Source organism: Paraglaciecola sp., assembly GCF_051252315.1.
Lineage (GTDB): Bacteria > Pseudomonadota > Gammaproteobacteria > Enterobacterales > Alteromonadaceae > Paraglaciecola.
On record NZ_JBPOFP010000121.1, the window covers coordinates 1 to 12759 of the forward strand.

At 38.5% G+C, this 12759-nt stretch carries 10 protein-coding genes and 1 pseudogene; 9 read left to right on the top strand and 2 right to left on the bottom strand.

Annotated features, from left to right (window positions below):
• Window positions 1-497: 497 nt before the first annotated feature.
• Window positions 498-1763, bottom strand: coding sequence for a DEAD/DEAH box helicase (locus ACSHXM_RS18040; protein ID WP_435691084.1), 1266 nt, complete (start codon window positions 1761-1763; stop codon window positions 498-500).
• Window positions 1764-2009: 246 nt separating this feature from the next.
• On the opposite strand from ACSHXM_RS18040, the gene ACSHXM_RS18045 reads away from it, so the two are divergent.
• The 5 genes from ACSHXM_RS18045 to ACSHXM_RS18065 all read left to right on the top strand — a co-directional run bounded on the left by ACSHXM_RS18045 (window position 2010) and on the right by ACSHXM_RS18065 (window position 7986).
• On the top strand, window positions 2010-2471 hold the full coding sequence (locus tag ACSHXM_RS18045; protein ID WP_435691086.1) for a CreA family protein: 462 nt from the start codon (window positions 2010-2012) through the stop codon (window positions 2469-2471).
• 165 nt (window positions 2472-2636) lie between these two features.
• A complete protein-coding gene (locus tag ACSHXM_RS18050; protein WP_435691088.1) occupies window positions 2637-3257 on the top strand; it encodes an ANTAR domain-containing response regulator in 621 nt (206 codons plus the stop codon).
• A gap of 15 nt (window positions 3258-3272) precedes the next feature.
• Window positions 3273-4358, top strand: a complete 1086-nt coding sequence (locus tag ACSHXM_RS18055; protein ID WP_435691090.1) for a CmpA/NrtA family ABC transporter substrate-binding protein — start codon at window positions 3273-3275, stop codon at window positions 4356-4358.
• A 421-nt stretch (window positions 4359-4779) separates the two neighbouring features.
• Entirely contained in the window at window positions 4780-6246 is a 1467-nt protein-coding gene (locus ACSHXM_RS18060; RefSeq protein ID WP_435691092.1) for a NarK family nitrate/nitrite MFS transporter, read from the top strand.
• A 24-nt stretch (window positions 6247-6270) separates the two neighbouring features.
• Window positions 6271-7986: a protein kinase domain-containing protein gene (locus tag ACSHXM_RS18065; RefSeq protein ID WP_435691094.1), complete on the top strand. Its 1716-nt coding sequence runs from the start codon at window positions 6271-6273 to the stop codon at window positions 7984-7986.
• Window positions 7987-8017: 31 nt separating this feature from the next.
• On the opposite strand, the gene ACSHXM_RS18070 is transcribed toward ACSHXM_RS18065, so the two are convergent.
• Window positions 8018-8299 (bottom strand): hypothetical protein, encoded by a 282-nt coding sequence (locus ACSHXM_RS18070; RefSeq protein WP_435691096.1) that lies wholly within the window; start codon window positions 8297-8299, stop codon window positions 8018-8020.
• Between the two features lie 588 nt (window positions 8300-8887).
• Between ACSHXM_RS18070 and ACSHXM_RS18075 the strand changes: the two genes are divergently transcribed.
• The 4 genes and pseudogenes from ACSHXM_RS18075 to ACSHXM_RS18090 form a co-directional block, all read left to right on the top strand.
• Window positions 8888-10252, top strand: a complete 1365-nt coding sequence (locus ACSHXM_RS18075) for a CmpA/NrtA family ABC transporter substrate-binding protein (RefSeq protein WP_435691103.1) — start codon at window positions 8888-8890, stop codon at window positions 10250-10252.
• Between the two features lie 75 nt (window positions 10253-10327).
• A complete protein-coding gene (locus tag ACSHXM_RS18080) occupies window positions 10328-11317 on the top strand; it encodes an ABC transporter permease (RefSeq protein ID WP_435691098.1) in 990 nt (329 codons plus the stop codon).
• 45 nt (window positions 11318-11362) lie between these two features.
• Window positions 11363-12217 carry an ABC transporter ATP-binding protein gene (locus ACSHXM_RS18085; protein ID WP_435691101.1) on the top strand — a complete coding sequence of 285 codons (855 nt, stop codon included), beginning with the start codon at window positions 11363-11365 and terminating at the stop codon, window positions 12215-12217.
• A gap of 79 nt (window positions 12218-12296) precedes the next feature.
• A pseudogene (locus tag ACSHXM_RS18090) lies at window positions 12297-12759 on the top strand (alginate export family protein); the annotation flags it as partial.

The window sequence follows — 12759 nt, forward strand, 5'->3', positions numbered from 1 at the left end:
GTAGTTGGCTTTTTCTCGAGCCTCGTTAATTATAGCCAACTATTTTATAGCCACTTAGCACTGTGTTAATGACCGCTCCTCGCTCTAAGCCGTCATACACATCTTGATTTTGTCGTTATAGCTTTTGATTTTCCTGTGAATGAAACTTACGCTAAAAAGAAATTGGCTTGTCGAATGTCCAGATATGGACATCTGGACAAGGCAATCCTTTATAGCTGGGAGCGGCTTATTGCCGATTCGAAAAATAAGCCTGTTTATTTTTAGATAACGTAAGTTTGTGGAGCACGGCTTCTTTTGTTTACTTTTCTTAGCTGTTGAAGAAAAGTAAATCGAGCCGCAGGGATGCGGTTTGAAAACTCGTCATGGATGACGATTCGCAAAGCGAATAAAATAAGCGGTGCTCTTGGTGGGCGAAGCACATACGTTAACGCAGCGCATGCTTTTAAATAGTTTAAAACCCAAGTACGTTTTTCACCTTAGCGCCAACTCAAATTCGTCTATTTTGTCTTCTTTGATTTTTTACCGCTATTCTTAGCTGTTTTTTGGAAGCTTATTTGACTCGCTGTTGCTTTGTTACTGCGGCTATTGCGGGCATGTCTTCCTGCACTTTTTAATAAACTCACTCTGTTACTCACTTCAAATCCAGCTTTGACAATGCGTTTGATTTTACTATCAATTAACCTTTCTATTTTAGCTACTGTGCTTTCTTCTTCACGGCTTACGAATGATATGGCATATCCCTCGTTACCAGCACGTCCAGTGCGTCCAATTCTATGCACATAATCTTCTGGTAGGTAAGGTAAATTAAAGTTAACTACGTAATCTAGACCTTGAATATCTAAACCTCTTGCAGCAACGTCGGTCGATATTAAGACTTGTAAATCAGCTGATTTGAAATCAGCGATGGCACGCCTACGGGCGCCTTGGCTTTTGTCACCATGACATACCGCCGCGTTTATCTTTGCTTGTTTTAAGGCTGCCATTAATATGTCAGCTTGATGTTTAGTACTAGTGAACACTAAAACTTGAAACCAGTTCTGTTCTTTTAATAAACGTTTAAATAATTCAACTTTACGAGATTCTTCTACTGGGTACATCACATGTGACACAGTTTCGGCAGTCGTGTTGATCTTACTTACCTTAATCACTTGATGGTTATTCAGTATTTTGTGTGACAACTCATTCACTGCAGGTGAAGATGTCGCTGAAAATAATAACGTTTGATGTTTTTTTGTAGCCTGCTGCAAGATAACTTGAACATCAGTGATAAATCCCATGTCTAACATTCGATCTGCTTCATCTAGCACAACAAAGTCAATACTTGCTAAATTAACGTGGCTTAAGGCTAGGTGTTCAAGTAGACGACCTGGGGTAGAAATTACAATATCAACACCATTTTTAAGTTTAGCTTTTTGGCCGCCCATTTTTACACCGCCGTACAAAGCAGTGACTGACAGAACAGTGAATTGAGCATAATTGGTGATTGTATTGGACAATTGCTCAGCTAACTCTCTAGTGGGCGTTAAGATTAGCGCTCTAGGACTTGATGATTGAGTAGTTTGAGGTGTATCTAAAAGTTTTTGCAAAATAGGTAAAGCAAAAGCGGCGGTTTTACCTGTGCCGGTTTGTGCATTAACTAATAAGTCTTTTCCGCGTCTAGCAGGAGTGATGGCCTGCTGTTGTACAGGTGTCATTTGTGTATAACCACAGGCGTCGATAGCGCGTTGAAGTTCACTTGCAAAACCAAGGTTAGAAAAATTCATATCAAATGTCCTGTGTAACCACTAAAATGAGGGCGGAATATACAGTATTTTAGATAAAAAAGTCAGCTAGATAGCGTAATTATGCTACAAATTTACGCTTTAAATAGAAAACCGCTTACCAAGGTAAGCGGTCCAGGGAGATAATCATGACAGTTCACTACGCTGTCATAGTAATTATAGACAATAATAATGAATAAAAAGTTCAATTTTTTAAATAATTATTCATTATTTAGATGGAGAGAATATATGAAACATTTTATCTGCATATTAGTTTTATGCTTATTGGGGTGTGATAAGAATGAAGTCGGTGATATCTCATTAGGTGCATTTACCACACAAGATATTAAACTTAATACCTTGATTGACCCTGTCGTAACCGGTGTAACTTGTCATGTGGCAAGTATTGAAGCTGATTTGAGTTTTTCTGATCCATCAGATAGTTCGATTGCGTGTCGTCAAACAGGTGAGATCACCACAAGTATGATCGCTGCTATAGATAAATCTAAATCCGGTGAAGTTGTGTTTAAAAAGTCTAAAAGTATTTTCTTTAAAACAATGAAAATACGTCGAATTTACGATCAACAAAGCCAAACGTTAATGTATGTGTCTTATTCGACTAAAGAAACCTCGGGTAGTTTTAAGCACAGTTTGTCTACTGTTCCTTTATGGGGGACTCAGGCATACAAATCGGTAAATAATAATCACTAATTATTTAGTTTGGCACTATTGTGGTGCATGCGCACAACTATAGCGGTATTGCGCGACTATAATTTTAAGTCTAAATAAGTAACTTACTGATAATTATGCGAAATTAATTTGGCTTAAGCTTTGCTTAGTATTGCCCCATTAGGTTTTTATTTGTTCGGAAAAAAAGTGTCACAACACAAAACCTCAATTACTGAGTCAAAACAATTGTCTCAAGAATTACGTATTTTACTTATTGACGATAATGCACAACGTGCAGAGTCGTTGACGATAGCATTAGAAAACTCACGTTATAAAGTTAGCCATTTAGCTTCCACCAATTCAGGACTTTTAAAGCAAGTCGAACAGATTCAGCCGGATATTATTGTAATTGATATAGAGTCACCCAGTCGAGATATCCTAGAAAGTTTAAGTACTATTTCCCAATACAACCCAAAACCTGTGGTGATGTTTGCCGAAGAGCAAGACACTCAAGCCATTAACTTATCTATAGAGTCTGGCGTGAGTGCGTATGTTGTTGGTGACATTCAAATGAGTCGGGTAAAACCTATTTTAGATGCAGCTTGTGCTCGATTTAAGGAGTTTCAAAAATTAAAGAACGAGTTAACCGAAACTAAACATGAGTTAGCCAACCGTACTTTAGTTGATCAAGCTAAACGATTATTAATGAAAAAGAAAAACCTCAGTGAAGACCAGGCATATAAAGCCATGCGAAAAACGGCAATGGATACAGGTCAAAAACTTGAAGATGTTGCTAAGACATTGATTTCTTTATTAAATACATTCTAATTATAAGGTTCATTTATGATTAAGCCAGAACAAACTAACCTGACATTAGGATTCATTCCGCTTACAGATTCTGCTCCATTAGTTGCCGCTAAAGAAATGGGTTTCTTTAATCAGTGGGGCCTTAATGTCAGCTTACAAAAACAAAACTCTTGGGCTACCTTGCGTGATAAATTGCATGTTGGCATTCTTGACGCGGCTCAGATGCTCGCACCTATGCCCTTGGCCAGTACTTTAGGTGTGGGGTGTGCTAAAACACACGTTATTACGCCTTTAGTGTTAAGTTTAAACGGTAATGCCATCACTTTGTCTCAACAATTACATGTTGAGATCTTGAACGAAAATAGTTTGAGTCATATTACTCTGCCTTTAGCCCCTTATTTACTAAAAAATGTTATTCAGACCCGTAAACAGCAAGGCAGGCCGAAAATTAAGTTTGCGACGGTTTTCCCGTATAGCTGCCATTTTTATCAATTAAGGGACTGGTTAAGTTCGGCTGATATCAAATTAGATGACGTGGATATTGGCGTTGTGCCACCAGTTAATATGGTCAGTATGTTAGAAAATGGAGAAATGGATGGCTTTTGCGTAGGCGGTCCATGGAATGCTCAGGCGGTAAGAGCGGGTCTAGGTATTACTGCCGTCACGTCTTTTGATATATGGCAAGATTCCCCTGAAAAAGTGCTAGGTTTACGCCAAGCTTGGTACAATAGTAACCCGAATACCGTATTGGCTTTAACAGCAGCGCTTCAACAGGCTTGTATTTGGTTAGAAAGCACACCAAATCGTTTTGAAATTGCATGTATGATGAGTGCTTCAAAGTATTTAAATGCACCAGTTGAGGTAATTGCACCGTCTTTGATCGGAAGTTGCTTAACCGACTTATCCATGCAGCCAAGAGAAATCCCTTCTTATAATCAGTTCTACAAATCTCAGAGTGACTTAATTAATTCGCCAGAATTTGTAAGGGGCGAATGGTTATTAAGTAAAATGCAAAGCGCAGGGCATCTTGAAAAGATAAATATTCCAAACGGTATCGTAAAACAGGTATTTCGTCCTGAAATATACGAAGAAATGCGTTTGAAAACCAATGATGCCTCTTAAGTAGAGGTGTTCATTGAATACTAAGGTGTCGTTGTTCTTAATCGCTCTATTTTGTTGTTTAATATATTGTCGTTAATATTAATAGAATGTGAATTAACCTCCATATTGCAATGATTTAGTGCATTTGTTGCTGTTTGTTAGCTGCTTTGTTTTTGTGCGTTACGCCCTGTTTTGAATCGATATTTCTAACACTCCCTTCTTTTTATTTCGTAACTAATTGATATTACTGGTAAATAATGTTGGCATTATTAGTGCTTATTTGTCGGCCAGTGATGCATCAAATTAGTGATAGTGTCCTTAAATGTGCAACGATTGTGCACATCAAACTTCGCTACAAGTGAGGTTAAGAAACTTATTGAAAATGGCTGTGTATTTTTTAATAAGTGTTTAATTCGAATGTTTTTAATTATGAGTATGACAAATGAGCGCTGAAAAATTTAATTTGCTGTCTTTCACCGGCAAAATGAAAACCCTTCATCTTTCTTGGATGGCCTTTTTTATAACCTTTATGGTGTGGTTCAATATGGCCCCACTAAAAGGCGCTATCGTTGATGGTGTTGGCTTAACGCTTAGTGAATGGAAGACTCTATTAATTATTAACGTTGCTTTGACTATTCCAGCACGAGTGATAATTGGTGCGTTAACCGATAAATACGGCCCTCGTATCGTTTATTCAAGCCTTTTGGCTATTTGTTCTATCCCTTGTTTTGCTTTTGCTTTAGCAGACAGTTTTACCCAATTACTTATCGCTCGTTTTGCTCTTGGTTGTATCGGTGCTGGTTTTGTTGTCGGTATTAGAATGGTAAGTGAATGGTTTCCACCTAAAGAATTGGGTACCGCAGAAGGTGTTTATGGTGGTTGGGGGAACTTTGGTTCTGCAGCAGCTGCATTTACCTTACCTACTATCGCGTTAATGTTTGGTGGTGAAGACGGATGGCGTTACGCCGTTGGTATCACAGGCCTTATGAGCTTGATGTTCAGTTTTGTATATTACAAAAACACCAATGATACGCCAAAAGGTTCAACTTATTTTAGACCTAAGAATTTAGGTGGCATGGAAGTGACCAGTGTGGGTGACTTTTATTTGTTGTTAATTATGAAAACGCCTATGTACTTAGCGTTAGCTTTGTTGAATTGGAAATTATCACCAGAAGGCGTATCGCTATTTGGCGAAACTGTTGCACTGTTTGTGTATATTGGTTTAGCTGCTCTATATGTTTACGACTCTTATTCTACATACAAAGTGAATAAAGACATTTTTGTCACCCCAGTGCCAGAATCTCATCGTTATGCTTTTAAACAAGTAGCGGTATTGAATGTTTTGTATTTTGCTACATTTGGTTCTGAATTAGCCGTTATTTCAATGTTACCCGCATTTTTTGCAGAAACGTTTGAGTTAAGTATGGCTACAGCTGGATTGTTAGCAGGTATGTATGCTTTTATGAATTTAATGTCTCGTCCAGGCGGCGGTTTACTTTCAGATAAGTTTGGTCGTAAGAAAACCTTACTTATTTTAACGGCTGGTTTAGCGGTTGGATATTTCTGCTTAAGTTTAATTGATTCTAGCTGGCCAATTTGGTTAGCCGTAATTGCGGTAATGGCTTGTTCTTTCTTTGTTCAATCTGGTGAAGGTGCTGTATTTGCAGCAGTACCCTTGATTAAACGTCGTCTAACAGGTCAAATTGCCGGTATGACAGGTGCATACGGAAATGTTGGTGCGGTTGTTTATCTAACGGTTTATTCATTAGTCGATACGTCTACCTTCTTCTTAGTAATTGCCGGTACAGCTATCCTTGGATTTACCGCTTTACTGTTTATGAAAGAGCCTTCAGGAACTATGACTGAAGTACGTGAAGATGGTACTGTTGAATTAATCGATGTAACTTAATTCTTTTAAGATGAGAAAATAAAATTGGAAAAACTAAAGTTAGAGTTCGGTGGTTTTTCCAGCCAAGGGGTAAAGGCAGAAAATCAAGATGCCTTTGCCGCTTTTTTACCTAAAGATCACGCCCTAGACTCAAAAGGTGGGGTGGCTACCATAGCTGACGGAGTGAGTGTTTGTACTCGTGCCCGTGAAGCGTCTAATACTTGTGTGAGTAATTTCATTCAAGACTATTATCAAACTCCTCAAACCTGGACGGTAAAACGCGCGGTTAGCCAAGTGTTACAAGGCTTAAATCGTTGGTGTCACGGTCAACACGATTATGAACATGGCGGCCATAGCCAGATGGTGACCACGTTTAGTGGCATGGTCTTTAAGTCTGCTTCTGGTTTTATTGTGCATACCGGTGATAGCCGTATTAGTCGAGTACAAGGCCAAGATTTTGAGCAACTGACTACCGATCATGTGTCTCGTCAAGGTGGCAAAAACGTTTTAACAAGAGCTGTCGGCATTGAGCCTCATTTAGATGTGGATTTTCGAACCGTTGAATTAGAACGTGGTGATATATATGTGTTTACCACTGATGGTGTGCATGAGTTTTTATCTACTAAAACCCTACTTAAGTTTATTCATGACGAAAACCTTAGTTTAGAGCAAAGAGCTAAAAATATAGTTGATAAAGCTTTAGAAGTGGGGAGTGACGATAACCTGACATGTTTACTGGTAAAAGTAGTCGAATTAGCCGATGTGAGTTTAGACGAACATTTCAGGCAACTTACTCGTTTAGCCATGCCCCCAGCATTAGAAGTTGGCATGAAGCTAGAAGGTTACCGGGTAGTAAAAACCGTATTTAACGGTACCAGAAGTAGCCTATACAAAGTCATTAACGAACAAGATGGTAAAGTTTATGGTTTAAAAACCCCGTCTCAACATTTTGCAGATGATCCCATTTATTTAGGTGGATTTTTACGTGAAGAATGGATCGGTCAACATATCAATCACCATAACGTTATGAGCGTGTTTAAACGACCCGATAACGCTAAGTTTATGTATCATGTGTGTGAATACATCGAAGGTCAAACGTTGCGCCAGTGGATGGTCGATAATCCTAACCCTTCTTTAGATCAAGTTCGTGTAATCATTAGTCATTTGATTGATGCTCTTAGAGTGTTGCAACGCAAAGATATGGTGCACCGAGATGTAAAACCTGAAAATGTGATGATAAATCACCATGGAGAAGTAAAGTTAATCGATTTTGGGACTGTATTAGTGAATGCCTTAGCTGAAACTAAGTCTTTACCAAATGAAGATATTGCGGTTGGTTCAGTTCACTATATTGCACCTGAATATTTGTTAACCCACAAAAGTGATCATCAAAGTGATTTATTTTCTGTTGGGGTGGTGATCTACGAAATGTTAACCGGCCAGTTACCATTTAAAGCCTTTAAATATCAAGATTACATTCCAAGCACTTTTGATGAGTGGCAGTATCAAAGTTTAACTAAGTGTAGAACAGACTTACCTCAGTGGTTAGACATGACCTTACAAAAGGCTCTTCAACCTAATCCTAAGTTTCGCCATGAAGCTTTTTCAGAATTGTTAATGGATTTGTCTAAACCTAATAAAAGTATGCTGAGTGCAGGGGCTAAACAACCCTTAATCAAACGTAACCCATTATTGGTTTATAAGGGGCTATGTGTGATCCAATTTGTCGTCATTGTTATATTGGTTGCCTCGTTTACCTAAGTCTTTAATATTTTTGATGTCTTGACGTCAGTTATTTTGTACCCCAAATTTTTGAAACCGCTTGATTTGAACCTAATGTCCCTACAACCAACGCAACTAGACTTACAGTAAAAAATACTGCTACTGGTATTAGGGCTCCCAATCCAAAACCGGCATTCATTGCTAATACCGCAGACACACAGGATAGAAATAAGAATATGGCCCCAAGCGCAACAAGCGCTGTTCTATGTGACTTTTTGTAGTTTGGTGAGGCCTGATCGGATTCAAATATATTTAATATTGGACTGAATAGTTGAGTTAATAAGCTTTTCATTGATTTCACTTTGTCATGTATGCGGATTTTAAAGGCAAGGTTAAATGCATACACCTAGTATACCGATTTCGGCGAATAATTGATCTGTAAAACATATGTTTTACTTAATTTGGTACAGATAAGTGCCACTAAACTAGGCTGTTAATGACTGACAAAATCTAAGTGCATTTCACTTGTAAATTTATTGTTAAATCGTAATAACTTATTCCAAAAATAGCACTTCATTTGTGCATTGTTGCACAAACTTGGTTTTTGAATTTTAGCTTGAAATTTAAGGTTATGGTTAAGGTGTTGATATTTAAGGGAAATAAAAGTTGGCATCCTTGATGCAATACAAACTTCGAGTGTGATGTGTCTATGTTATTAAAGTAGGTGCTCTCAAATTTTTAGACGTTATTTGCGTCTTCAATGCTTAAAATTAATCTGTAATGTCCCAGTGTTGGGATTTTATAGTTAGGCAATGTAGCCCACAAAGAACCCAGAGGGATCTTTGTGGGTTTTTTTTTATTTGAATTTTCGGAGTTGGGAATGGCTAACAATAAATTAATGAACACATTAAAACACGCTGTTAAAACACTCCGTGTTGGAATGGTGTCGGCAGTAATTACTGGTGCTTTTATTAGCGCACACGTAACTGCAGATGAAATAGGCTACGCAGAAAAAGAAGAACTAAAATTTGGCTTTATCAAATTAACTGATATGGCGCCTTTAGCCGTTGCTTATGAAAAAGGATATTTTGAAGACGAAGGTTTATACGTCACGTTAGAAGCGCAAGCAAACTGGAAAGTTTTGTTAGACCGAGTCATTGATGGGCAGTTAGACGGCGCTCACATGTTAGCAGGACAGCCACTAGGCGCTACTATTGGTTATGGTACAAAAGCAGACATCATCACTGCTTTTAGTATGGATTTAAACGGTAATGCAATTACGGTTTCTAATGACATTTGGAAACAAATGAAAAAGCATATCCCTCATGAAGGTGGTAAGCCAGTTCACCCAATTAAAGCCGATTCTCTTAAACCTGTGGTTGACGATTTTAAGAGCAAAGGTAAACCTTTTAAAATGGGTATGGTTTTCCCTGTATCTACCCATAACTACGAGCTACGTTATTGGTTAGCAGCTGGTGGCATTCACCCAGGTTATTATTCGTCTCAAGAAGGTGGTGTGAAAGGCATTAGTACCGATACTAAAGGTTTAGTGGATGCTGATGCATTACTTTCTGTTACGCCTCCACCTCAAATGCCAGCGACTATGGAAGCAGGTACCATTTACGGATATTGCGTAGGTGAACCTTGGAACCAACAGGCCGTATTTAAAGGTATTGGTGTACCAGTTGTTACTGATTACGAAATTTGGAAAGACAACCCTGAAAAAGTATTCGGTGTCAGTAAAACATGGGCTGAGAAAAACCCTAACACTCATATTCGCGTAGTTAAAGCTATGATCCGTGCTGCCATGTGGTTAGATGCTAATAACAATGCTAATAGACCTGAAGCAGTAAAAATCTTAGCTAAGAGCCAATATGTAGGCGCTGACTATGACGTTATTGCAAATAGTATGACGGGGACATTTGAGTACGAAAAAGGTGACAAACGTGACGTACCTGATTTCAACGTATTCTTCCGTTATAACGCGACTTACCCTTTCTATAGTGATGCTATTTGGTATCTAACTCAAATGCGCAGATGGGGACAAATTTCAGAGCCTAAATCTGATTCTTGGTACAAAGAGATCGCAAAGAAAGTTTATCGTCCTGATATCTATGCTCAAGCAGCAAAAGCTTTGATTGCTGAAGGTAAAGCTAAACCAAGTGAATTCCCTGAGTTTACTACTGAAACTGGGTATAAGCCTGCGCAGAAGCACTTCATTGATAACATTGTATATGACGGTAGCCAACCGAACGCATACCTAGATAAATTTGCAATTGGTCTTAAAAACGATAGCAAACTTTAATCGAGCATAAGGTAAAAATTTGAGTGGGACCCATGTTTAAACGCATGAGTCTCCACTTAATTAGGAGTAAAAATTATGATTAAACAACACACACTACCTACAATAATTCATCAAGTTAAAGGATTTCAATGGCCTAGTATTAGCCATCTATTAGGTGCAACAGCTTTGCCAATTGTAGGCATAGTGGTGTTCTTAGGATTGTGGTCATTGATGGCGAAAAATATCGATACGTCATTAGGACAATTTCCTGGTCCAGCAGCAGTATGGGAACAAACCACGACTTTAGTGGACGAACATAATGCTCAAATGGAAAAAGCAGACAAATTTTACGAGCGTCAAGAAGTAAGAAACGCGGCAAGAATTGCTAAAGATCCAAGCTACCAACCAAAAATTAGAGCCTTTACTGGTGCCCCTACATTCTTTGAACAAATATGGACGAGTTTGTACACAGTTATGGTGGGTTTTGTTGTGGCATCATTAATCGCCATACCTTTAGGGATTGTTTGTGGTTTGAGCAAAAATGCTTACACAGCCATTAATCCACTTATTCAATTATTTAAACCAGTGTCTCCATTAGCTTGGTTGCCTTTGGTTACTATGGTTGTCAGCGCCGTATATGTCAGCGCCGACCCAATGTTTTCTAAATCTTTCATCACCTCGGCGGTAACGGTCGCTTTATGTTGCTTATGGCCAACCTTGATTAACACGGCAGTGGGTGTATCGAGCATTGATAAAGATTTGTTAAATGTGAGTAAAGTGTTACGTCTTAAAGCTTTATCACATGTCACTACTATTGTTTTACCTTCTTCAATTCCAGCCATTTTCACCGGACTTAGATTGTCTTTAGGCATAGGTTGGATGGTGTTAATTGCGGCAGAAATGTTGGCGCAAAACCCTGGTTTAGGAAAGTTTGTTTGGGATGAGTTCCAAAACGGTAGCTCAGAATCATTAGCCCGTATTATGGTGGCAGTGCTGACCATAGGTTTGATTGGTTTCATTTTAGATAGAGTGATGCTGGTCATACAGCGAAAAGTTAGTTGGGATAAAAACGCGGTATTACGTTAGAAGCTCAGTCTTCTTCGCTACTGATAAAGAATTAAGGTAATTATTATGAAAAGTACACATCATTTAGAATTGACCCAAGTAGGTATTGATTTCCCAACTCCAAAAGGACCGTTTACGGCCTTACAAAATGTTAATTTAAAGATTAAAGAAGGTGAGTTTATCTCACTTATAGGGCACTCAGGCTGCGGAAAATCAACCGTACTTAATATAGTCGCAGGTTTGTATCAAGCGACTACAGGCGGTGTCATTTTAGATAACAAAGAAGTGAATGAGCCTGGTCCAGAACGGGCGGTTGTATTTCAAAACCATTCATTATTGCCTTGGTTAAGCGCCTATAAAAATGTCGAATTAGCGGTTAAGCAAACGCAAAAAGGTCGTTCTAAAAAAGAAATTAAAGAGTGGGTTGAACACAATCTTGAACTGGTTCATATGACTCATGCTGCAGATAAATTACCCGCTGAAATTTCTGGTGGTATGAAACAGCGCGTTGGGATTGCTCGTGCATTAGCCATGGAACCCAAAGTGTTATTGATGGATGAACCATTTGGTGCGTTGGATGCATTAACACGTGCCCATTTACAAGATTCAGTTATGGAAATTCATGCAGAGTTGGGTAACACCGTTATTATGATCACACATGATGTAGATGAAGCGGTATTGTTATCTGATCGAATCGTCATGATGACAAATGGTCCAGCAGCCACAATTGGTGAAATATTACCAATAGAGTTAGAGCGCCCGAGAAATCGTATTGCTTTGGCGGATGATCCTAAATATAACCACTACCGATCAGAAGTGTTGAAATTCTTGTATGAAAAACAACGCAAAGTGGAATCCGTTTCAGAGCATAAAGCTAAAAAAGTAAAAGCTACTGATAATAAAAAAACCAATGTCGCTTAATCAATAAATTAGTTATTCAATAATCAAATTTTAATTAAATATAATGGACGATTGTCCTTAAAACTTAAGAGAAGACCACATGAAAACACTTACAAAAACAAAATTAACTATCGCTTTAACAACAGCTCTAATCGGAGCTTCAACGGTTACTGTTGCGCAGGCTGAAACAGTGACTCAAGCGTTAACGTCGGGCAAAGCAAGTGTTGACATGAAGTTGCGTTATGAATCTGTCGATCAAGGTGCAAAGGACGCCAGTGCTTTAACTTTAAGAACCTTATTGGCTTATGAAACAGGTTCTGTAAATGGGTTTTCAGCAAAAATTGAAATGGAAGATAACCGTATTGTGATGGGACAGGGCGACTATACAGTTGGTCCTACTGGTTATAACTTAGGGTTACATTCAGTTATTGCGGATCCAGAACATACAGAATTAGATCAAGGATATATTCAATATAAAGGTGACGGATTTACCGCGAAACTAGGTCGTCAGGTTATTACTATGGATGGCCATCGTTTTGTGGGCCATGTTGGCTGGAGAAATG

Coding starts and splice junctions, on each gene's coding strand:
- ACSHXM_RS18040 (WP_435691084.1), bottom strand. CDS start 1,763: ATGAATTTTTCTAACCTTGGTTTTGCAAGTGAACTTCAACGCGCTATC.
- ACSHXM_RS18045 (WP_435691086.1), top strand. CDS start 2,010: ATGAAACATTTTATCTGCATATTAGTTTTATGCTTATTGGGGTGTGAT.
- ACSHXM_RS18055 (WP_435691090.1), top strand. CDS start 3,273: ATGATTAAGCCAGAACAAACTAACCTGACATTAGGATTCATTCCGCTT.
- ACSHXM_RS18060 (WP_435691092.1), top strand. CDS start 4,780: ATGAGCGCTGAAAAATTTAATTTGCTGTCTTTCACCGGCAAAATGAAA.
- ACSHXM_RS18070 (WP_435691096.1), bottom strand. CDS start 8,299: ATGAAAAGCTTATTAACTCAACTATTCAGTCCAATATTAAATATATTT.
- ACSHXM_RS18075 (WP_435691103.1), top strand. CDS start 8,888: ATGGTGTCGGCAGTAATTACTGGTGCTTTTATTAGCGCACACGTAACT.
- ACSHXM_RS18080 (WP_435691098.1), top strand. CDS start 10,328: ATGATTAAACAACACACACTACCTACAATAATTCATCAAGTTAAAGGA.
- ACSHXM_RS18085 (WP_435691101.1), top strand. CDS start 11,363: ATGAAAAGTACACATCATTTAGAATTGACCCAAGTAGGTATTGATTTC.